The 19,953-nt window shown below is 58.1% G+C and carries 14 protein-coding genes; 2 read left to right on the top strand and 12 right to left on the bottom strand.

Annotated elements, in window-relative coordinates; translation table 11 throughout:
- Window positions 1-234: 234 nt before the first annotated feature.
- Window positions 235-2,163 carry a BapA/Bap/LapF family prefix-like domain-containing protein gene (locus R1W01_RS12695; protein WP_317275245.1) on the bottom strand — a complete coding sequence of 643 codons (1,929 nt, stop codon included), beginning with the start codon at window positions 2,161-2,163 and terminating at the stop codon, window positions 235-237.
- Between the two features lie 338 nt (window positions 2,164-2,501).
- On the opposite strand from R1W01_RS12695, the gene R1W01_RS12690 reads away from it, so the two are divergent.
- Both R1W01_RS12690 and R1W01_RS12685 read left to right on the top strand, forming a co-directional pair.
- Window positions 2,502-4,451 carry a response regulator gene (locus tag R1W01_RS12690; RefSeq protein ID WP_297757184.1) on the top strand — a complete coding sequence of 650 codons (1,950 nt, stop codon included), beginning with the start codon at window positions 2,502-2,504 and terminating at the stop codon, window positions 4,449-4,451.
- 148 nt (window positions 4,452-4,599) lie between these two features.
- The gene (locus tag R1W01_RS12685) at window positions 4,600-5,241 is read left to right on the top strand and encodes a response regulator transcription factor (RefSeq protein ID WP_243612904.1); all 642 of its coding nucleotides are present in this window, start codon (window positions 4,600-4,602) and stop codon (window positions 5,239-5,241) included.
- 26 nt (window positions 5,242-5,267) lie between these two features.
- Here the strand turns inward: R1W01_RS12685 and R1W01_RS12680 are convergent, their stop codons facing one another.
- The 11 genes from R1W01_RS12680 to R1W01_RS12630 all read right to left on the bottom strand — a co-directional run bounded on the left by R1W01_RS12680 (window position 5,268) and on the right by R1W01_RS12630 (window position 19,453).
- A complete protein-coding gene (locus tag R1W01_RS12680; RefSeq protein ID WP_297757181.1) occupies window positions 5,268-5,699 on the bottom strand; it encodes a hypothetical protein in 432 nt (143 codons plus the stop codon).
- 618 nt (window positions 5,700-6,317) lie between these two features.
- The gene (locus tag R1W01_RS12675) at window positions 6,318-7,652 is read right to left on the bottom strand and encodes a BamA/TamA family outer membrane protein (protein ID WP_297757179.1); all 1,335 of its coding nucleotides are present in this window, start codon (window positions 7,650-7,652) and stop codon (window positions 6,318-6,320) included.
- A gap of 80 nt (window positions 7,653-7,732) precedes the next feature.
- On the bottom strand, window positions 7,733-8,905 hold the full coding sequence (locus R1W01_RS12670; RefSeq protein WP_317275244.1) for an HlyD family efflux transporter periplasmic adaptor subunit: 1,173 nt from the start codon (window positions 8,903-8,905) through the stop codon (window positions 7,733-7,735).
- Window positions 8,902-11,037 carry a type I secretion system permease/ATPase gene (locus R1W01_RS12665; RefSeq protein WP_243612908.1) on the bottom strand — a complete coding sequence of 712 codons (2,136 nt, stop codon included), beginning with the start codon at window positions 11,035-11,037 and terminating at the stop codon, window positions 8,902-8,904. The genes R1W01_RS12670 and R1W01_RS12665 overlap by 4 nt, the downstream gene beginning before the upstream one ends.
- A 17-nt stretch (window positions 11,038-11,054) precedes the next feature.
- Window positions 11,055-12,353: a TolC family protein gene (locus R1W01_RS12660; protein ID WP_243612909.1), complete on the bottom strand. Its 1,299-nt coding sequence runs from the start codon at window positions 12,351-12,353 to the stop codon at window positions 11,055-11,057.
- Complete coding sequence (locus tag R1W01_RS12655) at window positions 12,353-12,919, bottom strand: hypothetical protein (protein WP_297757172.1); 567 nt, start codon at window positions 12,917-12,919, stop codon at window positions 12,353-12,355. The genes R1W01_RS12660 and R1W01_RS12655 overlap by 1 nt, the downstream gene beginning before the upstream one ends.
- Before the next feature lie 358 nt (window positions 12,920-13,277).
- The gene (locus tag R1W01_RS12650; protein ID WP_243612911.1) at window positions 13,278-14,942 is read right to left on the bottom strand and encodes a hypothetical protein; all 1,665 of its coding nucleotides are present in this window, start codon (window positions 14,940-14,942) and stop codon (window positions 13,278-13,280) included.
- 210 nt (window positions 14,943-15,152) lie between these two features.
- Window positions 15,153-16,109, bottom strand: coding sequence for a spore coat U domain-containing protein (locus tag R1W01_RS12645; protein WP_297757167.1), 957 nt, complete (start codon window positions 16,107-16,109; stop codon window positions 15,153-15,155).
- Entirely contained in the window at window positions 16,106-18,442 is a 2,337-nt protein-coding gene (locus tag R1W01_RS12640; RefSeq protein ID WP_297757164.1) for a fimbria/pilus outer membrane usher protein, read from the bottom strand. Before R1W01_RS12640 ends, R1W01_RS12645 begins: the two co-directional genes overlap by 4 nt.
- Before the next feature lie 67 nt (window positions 18,443-18,509).
- Window positions 18,510-18,950, bottom strand: coding sequence for a molecular chaperone (locus tag R1W01_RS12635; protein WP_317275250.1), 441 nt, complete (start codon window positions 18,948-18,950; stop codon window positions 18,510-18,512).
- A gap of 8 nt (window positions 18,951-18,958) precedes the next feature.
- Window positions 18,959-19,453, bottom strand: a complete 495-nt coding sequence (locus tag R1W01_RS12630) for a spore coat U domain-containing protein (protein WP_297757157.1) — start codon at window positions 19,451-19,453, stop codon at window positions 18,959-18,961.
- Window positions 19,454-19,953: the final 500 nt, after the last annotated feature.

Here is a 19,953-nt window from a genome sequence, read left to right as displayed (position 1 = left end):
GCGTCTTTTCCAATCTTTGTCGTCCCGATCTTTGCACCTTATTGCGCGCGGGCAAATCGCCGGTCGTGAGACAACCATAGGGCTGTTGCAGCCCAAGCACTACCCTGCCGACATGTCACCAATCATTTCTCGGAAGGGTCAAAAGGCGTTTTCCGGGCCGACGAAAAGAAAGAGAGCCTTGCTATAAGAACAAGGCTCTCTTCTAACCGTTTCGCTCGTTAGGCGTCAGCCAGATCAGATCAGGCTGTCATCGGAGTCGAGACCACCGAGGAGATCACCGCCGAGCACACCGTCGAGAAGACCGCCGGAGGCATCAGGGTTGCCATCGCCCAGAAGGACAAGGCCGGTGACATCCGCGACAAGGCCATCGTCGCCCGCCACTTCACCAAGCAGACCGTCCGCCCCAGTCACATCGCCGAGCAGGCCGGAGTTGCCAGTGACGTCGCCCAGAAGGCCGCCATCTGCCAGAACCGGATCGAGGAGGCCTTCGCCTTCCCCAAGGATGCCGCCGACAAGACCATCGTCGCCAGTCAGGCCGCCCAGAAGACCATCGTCGCCGCCGAGCAGACCGCCGACAAGGCCATCGTCCCCGACGAGACCGCCGACCAGGCCGTCTTCACCGGTCACACCACCAAGGAGGCCATCGTCGCCACCAAGGACGCCGCCGACAAGACCATCATCGCCAGTCAGACCACCAAGAAGACCATCGTCACCGCCGAGCAGACCACCGACAAGGCCATCGTCCCCGACGAGACCGCCGACCAGGCCGTCATCGCCGGTCAGACCGCCAAGGAGACCATCGTCGCCACCAAGCAGACCGCCGACAAGACCATCATCACCAGTCAGACCACCAAGAAGACCATCGTCACCGCCGAGCAGACCACCGACAAGGCCATCGTCGCCAGACAGACCGCCAAGCAGGCCATCCTCGCCGCCAAGCAGGCCACCGACAAGACCATCGTCGCCAGTCAGACCGCCAAGCAGGCCATCCTCGCCGCCAAGCAGACCACCGACGAGACCATCGTCGCCAGTCAGGCCACCAAGCAGGCCATCTTCTCCGCCAAGCAGACCACCGACGAGACCATCGTCACCAGTCAATCCGCCAAGAAGCCCATCGTCGCCGGTCACACCGCCGAGGAGACCGCCGACAAGGCCGTCAGGTCCGAGCAGACCACCGACAAGGCCATCTTCACCGGTCACACCACCAAGGAGGCCGCCAACAAGACCGTCTTCAGTCAGCAGACCGCCGACCAGACCATCCTCGCCGAGCAACAAGCCGCCCACGAGACCATCCTGACCAAGCAGACCGCCGACGAGGCTATCGCCGCCAAGAAGGCTATCGACGACACCACCGGTTGCGAAAAGGCCACCGATCAAACCGTCTTCGGTCAGCAGGCCACCGATCAGACCATCAGAGGTCAGCAGGCCGCCAATGAGCCCGTCCGGGCCAAGAAGGCCAGAGGTCAGACCCGTGGTGCCGAGCAGGCCACCCACGATGCTTCCCTCGCCCAGAAGGCCTTCGGTCACGCTGGAGAGCGGATCATCAGAATTGCCGCCTGCCCCCACAAGGCCGGTGCCGAGCAGCGAGCCAACAAGCCCGTTTTCCCCGGTGATCCCGCCAAGCGCGCCATCGTCGCCGACAAGCGTCCCAAGAAGACCGTCTTCGCCGGTGATCGCGCCAAGCGCGCCATCGTCACCGGTCACCGGGCCAAGCAGGCCTTCGTCGCCGATGACGGAATCGAGGACACCCGCTTCTTCGTCAGGAGTGGTCGGGCCCGTGGGGCCAGTCGGTCCAGTCGGACCCGAAGGACCATCCGGCGCGCCATCATCGCCGCCACCGAAGGAGGATGCCACCGCGATACCGGCCAGCGCCGCCACACCGGCGCCAACCTGATCAAGCGAGAAGCCCGCGCCAAGACCGGCTTCCACCATGTCATCGGTCGGAATTTCACTCGCAGAGAGGGTCATGCCATCGCTGAAGATGAGGCGATGCTCTTGGCCGTTTGCCGCAGGCTTGTAGAAATCGACAACACGGATTTCGTCGCCATTCGCCAGCGACAGCATCAAATCTTCACCCGATTGTTGGAAACCTACAACCGCATCGCGGTTCACATCCAAATAAACTTCCACAGGATCACCTGTGATAATTCCACTCGTAGCCATTTACGCTATCCCTTCCATCGCCACCATACAACCGAGCGGTGACATACTTTAGATACATACGCCCTAGCATTACCCCCATACCTTTTCAACCTTTTTGATAGTTCTTTACCACCTTCTTTCAACAGGTATTAGCCTCACCTGCCCGTGCCGGAAGGTCTTTGCTGGGCATCTTGGCCCCCGCAACAGCCAGCACTATTCCCAATCCCCGCCCACTACAGTAACCTCGAAAGTATGCATTGCGGGTGCCGTCAAAAGCGCTCCGTCGCCAATATGGTAGAGATTGGTGCCCTCGTGGCAGGCTGATCTTACCAATGACGAAGTAGGAAAAGACGCAATCTATGACGACCGGTGACACCAAGCGCATGAGCCAATCCCTTCTCGGCACGATTGCCCGCATGATCGCAACCGATCGCCGTGCGGTGCTTCTCGCCTCTCCAAACGGGAGCGCCCTTCTGGCGAATTCGGCGGCGCAGCGACTTGGCCTTGATGAGATGGGCATCACCGAGATGCTCGATTGGCCCTCGATCACCAAACAGGCAAAGCGCGCGACAAGCCTTGGCGTGTCCGTGCCGACACCGCATGGCGACCTCGAGGGCGAAATCGTGTTTCTACCGCTCCTTCACATGGAGTCCTTCCTCGTCCGGCTGACCGAAAATGACGTCGAGACCGCGTTGCTGCGCAACAAGGCCCGCGCGGCGACTCTGATGCGTGTGGCGCACGATCTGCGTACCCCGATCCAATCCTTGTTGGCCTCCGCCGAAGAAGCCCTCAGCGCAACCGGAACGACGGAGAAGGATACAGACGAGCTTCGCAATCAGCTCCAAAGAACGGCGGATATCGCCCTCGAGCATATCAGCAATGTCCTTGCTGTGATCCGGGGCGAGCAGAACGCGGCGGGCCTGAAGGCGGATGAGGACTTTAATATCAACGATGAGTTGCGCTCTTTGTTGTCGTTGCTTGGTCCGATCGCACATGCGCAACAGACCGAATTAAAGGTCTCCATCGAACCTATGGATGACACATGGGTGCATGGGCCGGTGCGTTTCGTCAGGGCTTTGTTCCAGAACATGACCGACAACGCCGTCAAATACGGTGGCCGCGAGGTCCACATCCGGCTGCGCTGTATCCCGATCCCTCTCGATCAAGGCGATGAACCCGCGCTGTCGATCGTCCTTGAAGTCTGTGACACCGGCGGCGGCCTCCCCGATGACCAGAAAGACCGCTTGACCCGCGCGCTCCGGCAAACCCCGCAAAGCCCATCCGGCCCCAAGGAAAGCGGCCAAGCCGGGCAACAAGGGCGCACCTCTGCCGGATTGAACGTGCTGGCGCATTCGCTACACCAACTTGGCGGCAAGATGGACGTGATCGATCGCCATGATGATGAAAACGCACACATCATCGGGACCTGCTTGCGCGCGTCCTTTACCCTTCCGGCCGGCGCCCCGCCAAGCCATGGCAACGCCCCGGTCACACAGACTGCAACCGCCGGCACTTTGGATGGCGCGCGTATCCTGCTTGTCGAGGACAGCCCTTCAAGTCGCGACTGGATCAGGCATACCCTGCAAAGTGCCGGGGCCTCAGTGTCTGCAACGGGCACAGGGATCGAGGCCTTGTCCCTGCTCGAAGACACCACATTCCTGAGCGACCTCGACCTGATCCTGACGGATATGACCCTGCCCTATATGAACGGTGTGCAATTCGCGACGAAAGTGCTTCAGCCTGGCACGGACGGAGAACCGCCGCTTTGGGCCGGACCAATCATCGGTTTGACCGCGCATAGCGATGACCGGATTGTCGCTGCCTGCATGAAGGCGGGGATCCGGCGCGTGTTGGAAAAGCCGATCCGCCCGAAAGACCTCTGCCAAGCCATTTCCGAAGCCCTCAACCGAGGCGAAACAGGGAAAGACCCCATGCCAGACCCCCAAAGCCCCCCCGAACAACCGGCCCGTGAGATGTGTGAAGACGTTTTCCGCAGCAAAACCGTCAGCGAAATCATCGAGCAGTTTGGCCGGGATGGCGCGATCACTTTCATCCGCAGATCGCAGAAAGAAGCACGGGACGCGCTCGCGATTATCCGTCAGTCGGACCTGCCGCCCGATATCGGGCGCATCCTTCATGCCGCGACCGGAGCAAGTAGCCTGACCGGTCTTGCCGGGGTCGAGAAACACCTGCGTGAACTCGAACTCGCCGTGGAGAAGAACACCAAAGACCTCGGCCCGATCGCTGACGCGCTTGAAAACGCCTTGACCCGCGTGGACGAGGAAGTCGCGCACCTGCCCGGCGACTGACCATCGAAATTGCCACACACAGCCGAATTCGCGTATTATCACGCAACATTCGGGCCCCACATAGGGCACAAGACCATCATTCACTAGATTTCAGACCGCATATGGCACTAAGAACAAACCATAGAAATTCAAAGGACCGCATCAACCGATGAACGTTAGCTCCGCACCCAACAGTCTCCGCGTCCTCATTGCAGATGACCACGCGATGGTCGTCGAGATGTTCGAACACTTCCTGTCCTCCCTGCCCGACATCGAAGTCGAGACTGCGCCCGACCTCTTTATCGCGCTTGAGAAGATCGAAGCACACGGGCCGTTCGACCTTGTTCTTGTCGATCTCAATATGCCGGGCATGAATGGCGTGACGGGGATGGAGAAGGCGCTTCAGGCGAATGGCGGCAAGCCGACCGGTATCCTGACCAGCGCCCCGAGCCCGACCGTCGTAAGCCAGATCTTCCAACTCGGTGGATCAGGTGTGGTGCTGAAAACGGCTTCGCTGAAAGATCTCGCCAATGAGATTCGCTTCATGGCCGCGGGCGGGCGCTATGTGCCGGTCGAACTTATCAGCCATCAGCGTATGAAAACCCAGGAACGCAACCAATCGCCGCTTTCAGACCGGGAAATGGAAGTTCTGTTGCTGTTGGCCGAGGGACGCTCGAACAAAGATATCGCGGCCAATCTTGGCCTCGCCGAAGCGACGGTCAAAATGCACGTGAAATCAGTCAGCTCCAAACTCGGCGCTGGCAACCGCACACAAGCGGTTATTCTCGCAAAAGAAAAGGGATATATCTGAACCGCTTAGACGAAAGTCTTCACGGTTCAGTGCAGGTTCCTCAGAGCATCAAGCACGACATCCGCGCTGGGGTTGCTCGGGAGCGTTTTGTGGCAAGCACCAAGCGTTTCCAGAATGCACTCGTCTTCCCACATCTCGCTCTTGACGCCAAGAACCTGAACACCGGGATGCATACGCTGAAACTGGAACGCCGCATCCGCGGTTTCTTCGGGCGAGCCGAAGAAGTCTTCATCGATGATGATATAGCTGAGCTCGCGGTGGAACCGCTGCACGACCGAGCGCGCATCTTCCGGCGTGTCGGGCAACATCGAGACCACGTGAAATTCACTTTCCTTGCGGCAAAGATCAACCGCGAGCTTGTCCTGCTCGAGAAGCACGGCAACGGAGAGTCTCTCTTGGAACGCCTGGGGAACAGGGTTGGCGCGAACCTGTGCTTCGCCGAAAACGCTATGTAACATAATAAGCCGTCCTCTTCCGTAGCTCTTTCAGGCGCGTCTGATCGAGCAAATTCTCTGCGCGCCTGAGATCAAAGATCTTTCTTATTGGCGCCAGAGACGGGATGCGCGGATCCGGCGGTTCACGCGCAGGAAGTCATTGAGACTGCGACGCGTGCTTTCGGATTCGCTCAAGCGCACATCGAGGCTCTCAAAGAGAGCGTCTTCAAGAGTCCCAACACCCTTGGCGTGTCTTGCGTTCTGTGAGCGGTATTCTCCCCCTTTGGAGGAGCTGGCTGCGTATGAGAAAGAGAGGTTCATGATCGAGTCCCCTTAGTAAATCTAATACTTAGGTATACACCCTTACGAACCTTTAGGATAGTCCTTTTTCTCACATCACCGTTAGGCCGCGTGATTTCCCTTCCTCAAGGGAAAGAGGACAGGCAATTTGAATGAAATATGTTTTATATCAATGACTTATGTGGTATACATGTGCGGCTCCCGCACGCCCGCAGACGGGTCATGAAAAGGGTCGCAAACCCAAACCCATACTAAGGTATGTATCTCTGGTCGCGCGCCTCGGCCCCTTGCCCACCAAGAAATCAATGATTCCGGACGGGCGGACCGAGGGCTTTTCCGGAGTCAGAATCGCGCGGTGAAGCTTAGGCCAAAGGCCTGTTCCTGATCGCCCGCTTCCTTCTCGATCGGCTTGGCGACATACAGGGACACCGGCGTATTCGCCACGTTGAAGGTCAACGAGAGGCCCACCGAACTGCGCCGCCGTTGGCTGTCATCGATCACCCCGCCGAGCGTGTCATCGAGGCTCCACGCGGCACCGGTGTCGACGAATATGCCGCCATAGACGGGCGCCTTGAACAGGGTGTCGAGTTTTTTCTGCACCTCGAAGGACGCGACAGCATACTTGTTGCCGCCCAGAGCATCGCCTGCATGTCTCGGCCCAAGCCCACGCGGCGAGAACCCGCGCAGGTCTGTCGGGCCAGGAAAGAAGCGGTCGATTGCCCGCGTGGCGTTCCCGTCGAGGCCATTGACATACCCGGCGCTCACCGAGACGAGGAAACGGAAGTCATTCCCAAGTGGCACATAAGAACTCATCGCGACGCGCGAATCCGTAAGTTGGTCATTTGTGCCGAGGTTCCAGAAGAACTGGTCGAACTTGAACTGAAACCCCGCCGCGTCCCACGCATCGTCGAGAACCGCGTCAGAGCTATGGTTGAACCCAAACCGAAGGTAAGGCGCAGAAATGCCGTTGGTCTGTTCCTTGACCACGAGCGCGCTCGCACCGGCGCCAATATCGGATTGCCGATGCCCCCGATAGCCCAGCCCCACCTCGACGCGGGTATTCCGGTTCCGGGACCAAGCAAGATAGGGTTCAAGCCGCGCATATTCATGTGTGTAAGACGTGTCGTCGTAATTCAGGCTGGCCAGATGCATATCAAAGCCAATACCGAAACCCGGAGCCGGAAGGTTGTTGCGGTAAAGGCTCGCAGTGGCGCGCTTGATCTCGGTGTTAAAGTCGAGCCGCAAAGACCCGAAGGTCTGGGGGAACAGGTTGTAGCGTTCGAAATAGAGGCTCCCGATCACGCCATCGACGGATGCATACGCCAGTGACGCCTCAAGCCGGCCGGGCCGTGTGTTCAACTCCTGAACTTCTACGACAAGGGTGCGATCCTCGGTGCGCACATCGACCTCTTCAAAGACGCCGGTCATCATCAGGCAATCTTCAATCGCCGCAAGATCGTAGTCCTGATACGGGAAATTCGGGATGATGTCGCAGGCCTGTAGGATATCCGCCTCGGAGATGAACTCGGCACCGCGCACCTCGACATCCGTCAGGTAGACCGCCTGAGCCTTGACCGCGTCTGTGAAACTCGCCGCAAGCATCCCTGCCCCGACAGCGATCAAACTGGATTGGCGCAAGAACTTGTGAAAGCTCTTCCGGTTCATCTTCGGCAGCATAAATCGTCCCTTTCCATCACCCTCGAAGAGAGTGTTCCGTGAGTCGAGGAGCGCCCCCACGCGCCTCTTAGGCCATTGTTCTATCTAAGTTTGGCGCGCAGTAGAGGACGCGTCAGGTAACTCAGAATCGATCTTTCTCCACTCTCGATATCAACCTGGGCAACCATGCCCGGTCTAATCGCAAACTCTTTGCCGAACCGCTCGAGATAGCTTTTCTCGGTGCGCACCATTACCCGGTAGAAGTCTTTCGGCCCTTGCGGCGTGTCTTCTTCCACGGTGTCTTCGGAAATCTGTGTGACCACGCCCCGCAAGTCGCCATAGGTGGCAAAGTCATAGGCCGTGATCTTGACGCTCGCCGGCATGCCGGGCGCCACAAAGGCCACGTCCTGCGGCAAGACCTGAGTCTCGATCAGAAGCTGGTCATCGGTCGGCGTAATTTCCATGATCGCTTCGCCGGGCTGTACCACGCCACCCAAGGTCGTGATCTTGATGTTGTTGACACGGCCAGCCACCGGAGAGAGCACTTCGGTGCGTTTAAACTCATCTTGCTTCTGGATCAGATCCTGCTGCAGCGTGGTAAGCTTGGCGCGTCGCTGGGCAAGATCCTTGTAGGCGTCCTGCACATAGGCATTGCGCACCTCGTTGATCTTGCCGTCCAACTCGGCCTTTTGCTGACGCAGTTGCAGCAAGTCAATCTGGCTCACCGAGCCGGTTTCGACCAACGGGCTAGTGATTTCGATCTGGTTCTGAATCGCGAGCCGCTCTTCACTCAGCGAAGCAAGCGACGCTTCGAGCTTCTTCTTGCGTGCCTTAAAGAGCCGTAGTTCGGTCGCCTCAGAGGCATTTGGCTCTGCACCGAAATCCACCTCGGGCAACTCGAGCACCTCGGCCTCAAGCCGCGTCACCTCGGCGGACAGGGCTTCGATCTCGGCTTGTGTCGCCTTGAATGCGGTTTCCGAACGCGTCGGATCAAGCCGGGCAATCAGTTCACCTTCGTCAACGATGTCGCCCTCTGAGACGTAAAGCTCGGCGAGAATCCCGCCTTCCAAACTCTGGATCGTCTGCAAACGGCGGAGCGGGACGACCCGACCATCGCCGCGAGTGATCTCACTGATCTCCGCGATACTGGCCCAGCCAATCGCGATGATAAGCGACAAGACGACCGTCTGAATCACCAACCTTGCCTTCTTCAAGGTGTGGCGGCGATAACTTCCGTCGATATGGCTCGTGGTTATGAGATCCGGGTTCGTCATGTCACCGCTTGCACAGGTTTCTTCGAGCTCGAATTGGCCCGTGCCGCGTTGAGGATCTGAAGCAGATCACCATCGCGCGCCACACGACCATCCTTCAGGACAATCGCGCGATCCGTCAGCCCGAGAAGCTCGCGTTTATGAGTCGCGATGACAACGGTGCGGCCCTTTAGCCACTCTTTGAGGAAGGCAATCACATTCGCCTCGGTGATGTGGTCAAAGGCCGAGGTCGGCTCGTCGAGGAGCACGATCTTGGGATCCTGAAGGATGACCCTTGCAAGCCCAATCGACTGACGTTGACCGCCCGAGACGTTGGCGTTGCTCTGGATATTAAGATCGAGGCCGCGCACGTGTTGACGCACGAACTTGCCAAGCCCCACCGCATCCAGCGCCTTCAATAGCTCTTCGTCCGAATGCAGCCCGTGATCGAGCAGCAGGTTCTCCCGAAGCGTTCCCTGAAACAGCGCGACACTCTGCGGCAGATACCCGATCTGCCTGCGCCGGTCGATGGGATCGATCTGTCCAAGAGACAGGTCGTCCAGCAGGACAGAGCCCGCCTGCGGGTCCGTAAGCCCCGCGATGAGGCGTAGGAAGGTCGACTTCCCTGCCCCGTTCCCCCCCAAGAGCGAAACACGTTCACCCGCAGCGAGGTTCAGGCTTTGGATATTGACCACCGGCGGCGCGCTCGGGTCATGCCGAAAGACGACATCCTGAAGGGTATATTTACCCTCGAGGTTCTCGGCGCGCACAAAGTGGCGATCCGACGGCCGTTCCACCGGCAATTTCATGATCTCGTTGAGACCTTCCAGCGCGGCGCGCACATGCTGCCAGCGTGCAAGAAGGCCCGCCACCTGCCCCATCGGCGACATGGCACGCGTCGACAGGAGCGTACAGGCGATCAGACTACCGACGGTCAATTCGCCCATGCTGATGAGGTACACCCCAGCAATCACCACCCCAGCATAGGCAAGCTTTTGCACCGTACTCACAAGCTGGGTCATCAGGTTGGTGATGTTTCGGGTGCGCACGGCGGTCGTCGCCATGGTCGCCGTAAGCTGGGCATGTGCACGCTGCACGCGCCCTTCGGCCCGTGCCGCCTTGACGGTTTCGAGATTGGAAATCGTCTCAAGCAGCAGCCCGTTTAGCGCCGCAGCCTCCCGCGTGTTTTCCCGCGAGGCGCTCGCCAGTTTCTTCTGCATCAGGATTCCCGGCAGCACCGACAAAAGCACACCGGCGGCAACCACAAAGGCAACAGGCCCACCAATGAACCAGATCACACCGATAAAGACGAATACGAAGGGCAGATCGCAAAGCGCCGTCACCGTGCCGGAGGTAAAGAACTCACGCACCGTGCCGAAATCGCGCACTTGGTTGGCGAATACACCGGTCGAGGCGGGTTGATGCGCAAGGCGCATATTCGCCACCTTATCAAAGAGTTGGGCCGAAAGCCTCAAGTCAAGGTCGCGACCTGAGACATCAACAAGCGAGGCCCGCATCAACCTCAGCACCAGCTCAAGAACGATCGCGATTGCGACGCCGCTGGCCAGAATCCAAAGCGTATCGAATGCGTTGTTGGGCACCACGCGGTCATAGACCTGCATCGAGAAAAGCGCCGTCGCCACCGCAAGGATATTGGCCGCGAAAGAGGCCACCATGACATCGCGATAAATCCACCAATTCTCGATCAGCGGGCCACGCAGCCAATGGCGCGGATCGCCCTTCTTGCCGTCAAGGCGATCCGACACGATGTCGATCGGCTTGGCAAAAAGCACGCGCCCATCATGGCGCTTCTGCAATTCCTCACCGGACCAGACCGCGCGGCCACCGCCGGATTCGGGCAGGATCACTTTCGCTTTTCCGCCCTCGAAGGTCTCGATGACGGCAGTGCGTCCATCCTTGAGGAAAACGAGAACCGGGAAACTATGCTCTGGGAGCGTGCTGATCGCTTCCCGGCTCACCCGGCAACTCATGTTGGCGCGGCGCAATGCCAGCGGAGCGAGATCAGCAGTCAGCCGATCTTCTGCCTCTCTTGGCAAGCCATCCGTCAATTGCAAGCTCGATGTAGACACGCCTTGCACACGGCAAAGCTCAATCAACCCTAAAACGAGCGGATCATGCTGTGGTACATTTCCCATTTTCGATCCCCTTTGCACTAGTTCTGTCTACTTGTACGTTTCGACAGAAGTAGCGTTCCAAGAACCCCCAGGTCTTTAGCCGCTTCGTACTCCGTTCGCTTCCGCTCATCGTACGTGTCTATTTCGTCAATCTGCGCATCGTACAGATCGCGGCCGGTCGTAAGAATATCTAACAACTCTTTTCTACCAGCTACAAACTGCTTTTCATATGTTTCCAAAACTTTTTCTGCGTCGATGAGTTGAATTGACCTCGATTTCTCACTGCGACGCAGCAAACCAAGGCGTTTCAACGCGCTTTGGCCAGAATTTAATAGGTTTCTTTCGACCGCCGCTACTTCTGATTGTGCGCCTTTTAGCTCGAGTTGAGCCGCTTGAATACGCCGCTGACCAAATCCGCGAGAACTCAGATCGACACCCGCCGTGAGGCCAAGCGCGGTTTGCGTGCGTCCACCGTTGAGGTCCACGCGGCCCTGCGCCTGCAACTCGATCTTGGGGAAACGGGCGACTTTGGCCTGTTTCACACCGGCTTCGGCCTCTGCCACGGCAGATTTCGCAGCAAGGTAGTCAGGAGACGCATAGATGGCGGTTCTGATCTGGTCGGCAGTGTTGAAACGGCGATCAAAGCGCAGTTCCGGCGGCGTGAGCGTGCCACCAAGCCGTTGGCCGACAAGAAATTCCAATTGCGCCAGAGCGATTTCCCGGTTGGCGAGCAATTGCGAAAGCTGATCTTCGGCGCGCGTGATCTCGAGCCGCGCGCGCGCCACCTCGCTCACGTCGCTCAGGCGGGCCTTTGACCGCTCTTCGGCCTGTTCCGCGATACGATACGCAAAGGTCATATAGGTCTTGGTGCGGCGTATCTTCTGCGCCATGACTTCCACATCGAGGAAATAGCCCGCAACCTCAAAGGTCAGCTCTTCGATCGCCTGCTTGAGATCGGCCATCGCCTGAATACGGATCTGCGTCTTGGCGGCGATCTCATGGCGGATCTGGCCCCAATCGAACAACACCTGAGAAACAGTCAGCGTCACACCGGGACCATTGCTATTTGTGGTGCTGGTTTCGCCAGAAAGGCCAATCGTCGGGAAATAGGCATCTCGCGCCGCTTCGATATCGACGGCCTTGACCGCGACTTCCTGGCGCAGGGCTTCGATACCGGGTTCGCGTGCGATTGCCTTGAGAACGGCTTCCTGCAGGGACATCTGCGCCTGTGCGGTGGCCGGTGCCAGAACCGCAAAGATGAAGAAACCAAAGAAAACCCGTTTGACCAGCAAAGCGATATGGATCGCGGAATTGCGCATGCTTGTACTGGCCCCCATCACAGCCCCTCTCCCATCTCGGAAATCAATGGAAAGGCGCTCTCTTGGAAGAGCACGGTGCCGAGAGCGTTGTCCCCAAGGAAACAATCCACCACATCGCCCAGATCGAGACCGTCTTGCGGCGCCGCGTCTGGGGTCGCACCAGCCTGACCTATGGCAGCCGCGATTTCGGCAGGTGCTTCGGTTTCAGATGAGGCAAGCTCTTGGGCACCAATCAAAACCGCCCCACCGGCCGCCGCCCAGAGCGGAACCTCGGTCGTGCCGCCTGTCAGACCTGCGTCAGGATCGCTCGACTGCTGTGCGACCGCATCGGTCTGTCCAACCTCGTCAGCGTAGATAGGGGTTTCGGCGCGCGCGACGCGATCCACGACAGGGGCCGAAAGCCCCGACGCGACGGGTTGGCCCGTGGTGTCAAGAAGCAGGCTGTATTCGCCGGAATCGCCAAGAAGATAGAAGTCCTGCAGGACAAGCGTCTCGCCATCCTCGAACCCCATATGCAGATCGTGATCGACCTTTGCGACGCTGCCGGGGATCAATCCCGGCTTCTCGAGGCTTAGAATATTCACACCATCTACAACTCTTGCTTGCAGATGTGCCGCATCGATTTGGCGGGATTTCGTGGCCGCGTTATTCACAGGCGCCCCACCGGATTCTCTGCCGCGTTCCTCGCAATAAATTCCACTGACATTACGTTCCCATTCTTCATACCGAGGAATTGCATTTCTTCCCGACGACCCAGAAGAGAAACGGTCTCAATTTACAGCCAGAGACGGTTCTTCTATCGCTCGATACACCCCAGTATCATCGAGCTTATGAAAGTCTTATGTCGGACAATTCCTGCCGCGGCACACCAATCCTTGCACAGGGTGCATTTAAAGTAATGCCAATTTTCCCCCAAATAATTCAAGTATTAAAGACACACCTTTAAGCTTGATCCGTCTCGTCACTGAACAACCCATCAATAAGTTGCACACCTTCGTCTAGGGCGCCATCAAGAACCGCCGCCGGTGCGTCGTCAAGAAGCCCGTCTTCGTTCAACCCGAAGATGTTCGCAGCACCGTCCTCGGAGGTTGATTCCCCCTCTTCCGCGATATCCGACAGCAGAATGGCAAGCGCATCGCCGCCCGCGACCGCATCCGCAGTGGAGGGGCCAAGAATATCGCTCAGCAGGGCATCGACTTCGGCATCGTCGACCTCGACCTGACCAGACAGCAAACCGCTATCCACGACCGCCCCCGTCAGACCGCCATCCCCGGTAAGACCGGCATAAAGATCGTCCACCGCGTCGCCGACAACGTCAAACGGTGCGACTTCAAAACCAAAGACATCTTCCTCGCCAAGCAGACCGTCGAGGACCAGCCCTTCGGCGCCGGGATCCTCGTTTGTCGGCATCGCAAGAAGGCTTTCGAGGAAGGCATCATCGTCGCCCGCACCGTCTGTGCTTTCGCCTTGTGCCGCTTTCTGCGGATCTTCCGGGGCACCGCCACCAAGAAGACCGCCGACAACCGTGCCGATCAGCCCGTCTTCGACATCAAGCACCTGGCCGACAAGACCATCCGAGCCAAGCAAAGGATCAAGCAGCGGCACATCGGCCACCAACTCGTCGATAATTCCGTCTTCGCCGATGAGATTTCCGACGGCATCATCCAAAAGACCATCCGCGCCAAGCACCGGCTCGAGCAGATGGCCAACAAGACCATCCTCACCCACCAACGGATCAAGAACACCGATCTCGCTAATGAGGCCATCTTCACCAAGCACAACGTCGATCACGCCGCCCAAAAGGCCGCCGTCGCCAAGAATGTCCCCGACGATATCGGTCAGAATGCCATCCTCGCCGAGAAGCTCGTCAACAACCGCGTCGACATCGAGCAAACCGTCTTCGCCGACCAATCCGTCAAGGATTCCGTCCGTGCCGAGGATCGTATCAATCACCGTATCCACAAGACCGTCATCGCCGAGGATCGAGTCCAAAAGCCCTCCCTCGTCGAGCAGAAGGTCGAGGAGATCATCAAGAAGCCCGTCTTCGCCTAGGATCGGCTGCAACAAGCCATCCGCGCCGGCAATAATATCGACTGTCGGGGCCTCGGTGGCCTCTTCGTTCGATGCCTCGGAATCTTCCTCTTTCGCGGCTTGTTCTTCGAAAATCTGTCCAGACACGAGACCGGCATTGCGCACATTGGCCGTCATGCCACCTGCTGCAGTCCCACCAGAGGGAGGCGGCAGATCCGAAAGCTGCTCTTGTTCGCCCTCTTCGCCTTCCGGAGCCTCGTTGTCGTTCGCACCCTGCTGGCCTTCCGGAGCGCCATTCGCGCCCGGTTCACCCGTTGCTGGGGTTACGCCGTTTTGCGCGGCACGATCCGTTCCTTCGGTTTCAGCCTCTTCAGAGACCTCGGAGGGTGTCGACGCAGCCGCACTGCGCGCGCCGCCATTCAGGACGAGCCCCATCCCAATTGCCGACGCAGCAAAATCACTCAGACCCGCCCCTCGGGACGTGCGTTGCTCGCGAGGAACCGATGCGGAGACATCCCGCTCGGCGCCCTGGCCGCCAGTGTCAGTGATATTTCGCGGATCCGTTTTCTCAGCCACGTGCTTCCACCCTATCAATCTCTTATGCCAGCAATCCTGTTTACGACTCGCATAGCTAAAGACCCCTGAACGGGGCTAGCGCTTTAGTATAGCACGATCCGCGTCTGACGCAATCATCATGCAAGGTAGGCATACCCCCTAATCTTATGACTTGCTCCTTTCGGTGGCGCCACCCCTCCTCGCGGACATTTCTCTGCCCGACACCCCCGATCAATTATATTCAACCGTAATAAGAACTGTGTCCGAATAGCTTCCGGCAAGAACGCTCTGGCCACTGTGAATCCGGCCATAAACCGGGAACAATTGGTTCGATCCTGTCCCCGTCGCGGTCACATCGTTTGAAGAACTATTTCCCCAAACCTGAGTCCGCGCCGAATCCTGATAAAGCCCATAGCGCAGACTATCCAAAAGAGAGGTCATTTTGCGCTGTGCGGGATCAGTCACGAGAAGCCCATTGCCAAGGCTCAGGCGCACATCATAGCTCGTCCCCGACGTACAACGCACTGCGATCTGCGTGTCGGCGTCAATGGGCGAAGAAATAACGCCAGAGATCGATCCGAAATTCAACGTCGCGGAATCGACCTCACAGGCCGAGGTGACATTCGCACTTACGGAGAAACTCGGAATAGGTGCGGTTGGCCCGGACAGGCTACAATTCGATACATCATATGTGATCTGGGCATCTGATCCCGCGCTGAATTGCGAACTATAAAGGCCAATCGGGGAATCGACGCCGGTCGTGCTGATATCCGCATAGATGGTGATCGGGATGAGCGTGCTGCCACTGCCAAGGACGATGGGAATACTGACAAAGACATCCTCCCAGACCGGGTTCGACGAGCCATAGCCGCCCGAGCGCAGTTGATAATCGACTGAATTGCCAAAGCCATCTTGCAAATACCGCGGCGAGTTCGACGCCCCGGCCCCACCAGACCCGCTTCCAAGCTCGACACAGACCCCGATCGCATTGAGCAACCCCGCCTCGGAACAGTTGATCTGCAAGGATCCGGTCGTGCGATTGACCTGCCCCGCCTTGAGGCTGACATTGCCGAAATCGATATCAGTGATGGAGGCACTACAGGTCACGGCCTGTGCTGGCGCGCTCCAGGACAAAAGAAAAAGCGCCGAGAAGACCGCGATCAGAGAGGGAACAATCACACGTTTCATTGGCACACCACCGGTCCTATCTGGCTGAATATCTCGTTCGAATTGGCAAGCCGGAAGCTGGCATTGCAAACCCCGTTGCCAGTATCGATCCGCACGGAGTTGGTCGCAGAGAGGCCTTCGATATAGGCTTCGCCGTCATATCCAACGATGAATGTCTCGCCACGAAGATGCGCAATGGCGCCCATCTCGAGAGGTTTGCCGCGGGTATCCACGAAAGACACAAGCGCGTTGTTTGCGGTGTTGGAGGTGCCGAAATCCACCACCACGCCACTATTGCGGCCCGGCGCGACCTCAGCCGCCGTGGTCTCAGGCACCACATCAAGCGGCAGTTCTTCCACGTTGAGCGCGACGCGATTGGGCCGGTAGCTCGAGAGGCCAGAGACGACCGCGTTGCCAAAACGATTGGCCCGCGCCGCTTCCCGGTTGTCGAGATAGACCGACGCCCCCGGCACCCCAACCTTCACCACCGCGAAGGCATCGCGCACCTGATTGCCTGCCACGATCGTGCCACCGGACCAAATCAGTGATCCCGCGAAACGGCCGCTCACAAGCGCCGTATCGCCGACCTTCTGCACTTCCATCTCGGCCCGGCCGACGCGGGTCCGTTTCTTCACAGAGCCGCGGATATCAAGACGGTCCTGCTGATACTTCAGCTGTGCATCGAAACCGGTATCCCCGATTGCCTGCCCAAGTGCCTGCGCGACATAGATGGATTGCGAGACCTTACCGTTGTGACCGACCTCGGTGCCGAACTGAGAGGTTCTCTTCTTGCCGATGGGGATGGACACGAATAGCCCGACCCGCGACGTCTTGTCTTCGAAATCACGCGAAGCAGACAAGCTAAGCGTGCCGTTGTTCCACTTCATGCCCTGCGTATAGCTCACCGAGGCGATCTCGTCCCGGACCGAGCCGCGCTTGGATCGCAGGTAGCTGACCCCAAGGCTCGCCCGCTTTCTACGAAGCGGGAACGAGGCGCTGATGATATCGCGCGACGCCGGATAGTCATTGTCCGTCAACAACGACCCGATGCTCGCGTGATAGTCCTCGGACGCCAAGAGCGAGAGATCCGCGAAATCGCTATCGGCACGCAGCGTGCTGGCTTCGATCTTGTTATTGCCAAAGAAGGTGCGGAACGCGCCGTAGAAAAGCTGACCCGTCTGGTTCTTATACTGGCTCGTCGAGGCCGAGAACGACACCTCCGCCCGGTTGGCGATGACAAACGCCGCACCAAGCCCGAACAGCTTGAGGTTATCGGCCCCTTCGAAATGCGCTTCTGTGGTAATGCGGTCGGTGAGACCATATCGCATGCTACCGGAATAAAGCAGCCGGTCGCCATAATGGCTATCCGGACGCCCATACAAAACCCGCGCCTTGCCAATCTCGAGGCTATAGTCAAAAACGCCTTTCTTCAGAAGATAGCTCGACTGAAAAAAGGACACCTCTTTGCGCACCGTCTGGCCGTTGATATCCTGCACATAGATCACCGCATCACCACTGCCGTTGATCGTCGGGATATCCTCAAACACATACGGGCCTACCCCGGTCGATCCGGAATAAACGCGGTTGTTTTCAATAAAGACATCGACGGTTGTCGGGGCATTCGCGACCCCTCCGAACGACAAAAGCGGTTCGGTAATGATATCGCTGCGCAATGAAAAGTCGCGCTTGATCTGAATGCCGCCCATGCGGATGGGACGGCCCCAGGACGGCGCCGAAGATATCGTATCCCCAATCCGAAGCGACACGGCCTTTCCCGGAAAGTTGGATTCAAACGTCGTCGAAAGGCGCGTGTAGCTCGAATTTCCAAGGCGGCTGTCGAGGATATAGGCCGAATGTGAAAGCGTGCCGAACTTGGAGAAAAGCCGCGCGTCGGCCGAAAGCGAAACCTGCTGAAGCCCTTCGGCGCCCGGCCCCGCGACCTGATACTGCCCGAATACATCATAGTTCAGGGCAAGACCGAATGAGGTATCCGTCTCTGGCGAAAGCTCGTATTTATAGGCGGCAGAGGTGACCACCGGCCGAAGCCTGTGGATCGGGATCAGGAAATCGATCGTCTGTGCAAGCGTATCGAAATTATAGGTAATCTCGGGCAGCTCTTCCAAGATGACCGTGCTATTGCGACCGGCGCCCGGCGGAACCACGATCCCAAGCTCGCGCATCTCTCCGGCGGTGACAGACATCGTGCCATCCGGCCGCAGCGCGAATTCACCGATAAGCTCGGTGGTTTTTCCGTTGATAAAGACCTCGAGATAGAGCGGCAGCTCTTCACCGCCCGTCTCAAATATCGCCGTTGTGTTGTCCGTCGCCTGCGCCCCGGATTGAATCGGGAACAAGCAAATCGCTAGGAGAAGGGATCCTGCCCGCAGTCTGCTTGCCCATTCATGCATTTCTCAACCAAACTCATTTCCCGGTAAAACAAAGGGGGACAGAATGCCTCACACGCAAGTTCACCAATTGGTCTTCGGCTTTCGGGTGCAAAGTATCGACAAGCACCCGGTAACATTCACGCCCGCGAACAGGTTTCTTGGCGACACGCACCACGCGCACCGTAAGTTCCTGTCTGGGCTTTAACTTCGTGATCGGCGGACTGGCGACGACATCGCGGGTCTTGCTCAGGCGATCCGCAGGTGTGCCATACTTCCAGCTCATCACCCGAACCTGAACCGATGCGCGGCGCTCAAGCTGTTTTGCCGATACCGTCAGCGCCGCCTGCTTGGCTCCGGGCGGCAACATGAGCCGCGTCGGAGACACCGAAACGCTCTCAGCGCTTAGAGCAACCGGACACAAACTGACAAGCAACGCAGCAGCAAAAACGCTGCGCTGCCTGGTCCTTGAACCCATTCCAACGATCATGGGTAGTCGACGGTGATCGTGACTGTATCGCCATAGAGCAGATCCGCCCCATAGGCACCCGAGGGAATCTGGCCATAGACCGTGATGATTTCCGGGATCACGGCGGGGATATCGCCGTTGAAGATCTCTCCACCAACTGCGACTTCGGCAGTGTGACCCGAGTCAGTGTAGATGTTGTAAGGAAGATCGGTCGTGGTGTTGATGCTGGTCATATTGCGCTGACCGGTGTCTTCATTCAAACCACCATCAAGCGTGATCGTGACGCCGGTCTTGGCCGAGGTACAAGTTACGGTAATCACACCGGGGGTTGTCTGGTTGGTGGCGGCACTGCCATCGATGTCAATGAATGCCATCGGCGTGGCGGCGACGATACAGGCATCGACGACGATCGCCGTGACACCCAAGGTGCCTGTTGAAGTGGCGGCGAAGGTTGCACTGGCGCCAATGGTGAGGGCACTCGCAATCCCAACAATACTGTGCTTTCTAAGCATACTAACTTCCCTATTTTTGCAACGTTCTGCGTTACGCGCTTCAAGACAACGCCATCAGCACTGAGGATATGGCCCCTTGGAAAAAGGCACCTGTTTCTGAAAGATACCTATTTGGAATAAGTACCCGACTGCTCGAGAATCCTATTTTGAAAAGGATCCTGTTTTTAGAATACGCGGGCCTTGAAATCTGAGAACTCAAAAGATGCGGAAAAAGATATAGATATCGCGCATTTTTACCTTTTCCCAAACTTTCGTATCAGCGTTAGGTTTGGCTGTGAGTCTGACCTATCTCTTCGATTAGTTCCGTATAATCTTTCGGGTTATTCACGGTGTTCCGCAGCCTTCGAAGCCGCAGGCTCTGAGGTCTTTCGCAAATCTCCGCCCTGCCCTTGCCTGCGCCTTTGACAGCCAAACCTGCTGTGCTGCCAGGGTCTCATGTCGCGCTTCTCGCACCGGTTCCTCTGTGCGAGCGACACGCGGAGTTTCGACGACAGATGCCT

The organism is Shimia sp. FJ5, from assembly GCF_032918335.1.
In the GTDB taxonomy this organism is placed as follows: domain Bacteria; phylum Pseudomonadota; class Alphaproteobacteria; order Rhodobacterales; family Rhodobacteraceae; genus Shimia; species Shimia aestuarii_A.
This window is presented reverse-complemented; position numbering and strand designations above follow the sequence as displayed.

Coding starts and splice junctions, on each gene's coding strand:
- R1W01_RS12695 (WP_317275245.1), bottom strand. CDS start 2,163: ATGGCTACGAGTGGAATTATCACAGGTGATCCTGTGGAAGTTTATTTG.
- R1W01_RS12690 (WP_297757184.1), top strand. CDS start 2,502: ATGACGACCGGTGACACCAAGCGCATGAGCCAATCCCTTCTCGGCACG.
- R1W01_RS12685 (WP_243612904.1), top strand. CDS start 4,600: ATGAACGTTAGCTCCGCACCCAACAGTCTCCGCGTCCTCATTGCAGAT.
- R1W01_RS12680 (WP_297757181.1), bottom strand. CDS start 5,699: ATGTTACATAGCGTTTTCGGCGAAGCACAGGTTCGCGCCAACCCTGTT.
- R1W01_RS12675 (WP_297757179.1), bottom strand. CDS start 7,652: ATGCTGCCGAAGATGAACCGGAAGAGCTTTCACAAGTTCTTGCGCCAA.
- R1W01_RS12670 (WP_317275244.1), bottom strand. CDS start 8,905: ATGACGAACCCGGATCTCATAACCACGAGCCATATCGACGGAAGTTAT.
- R1W01_RS12665 (WP_243612908.1), bottom strand. CDS start 11,037: ATGGGAAATGTACCACAGCATGATCCGCTCGTTTTAGGGTTGATTGAG.
- R1W01_RS12660 (WP_243612909.1), bottom strand. CDS start 12,353: ATGGGGGCCAGTACAAGCATGCGCAATTCCGCGATCCATATCGCTTTG.
- R1W01_RS12645 (WP_297757167.1), bottom strand. CDS start 16,109: ATGAAACGTGTGATTGTTCCCTCTCTGATCGCGGTCTTCTCGGCGCTT.
- R1W01_RS12635 (WP_317275250.1), bottom strand. CDS start 18,950: ATGGGTTCAAGGACCAGGCAGCGCAGCGTTTTTGCTGCTGCGTTGCTT.
- R1W01_RS12630 (WP_297757157.1), bottom strand. CDS start 19,453: ATGCTTAGAAAGCACAGTATTGTTGGGATTGCGAGTGCCCTCACCATT.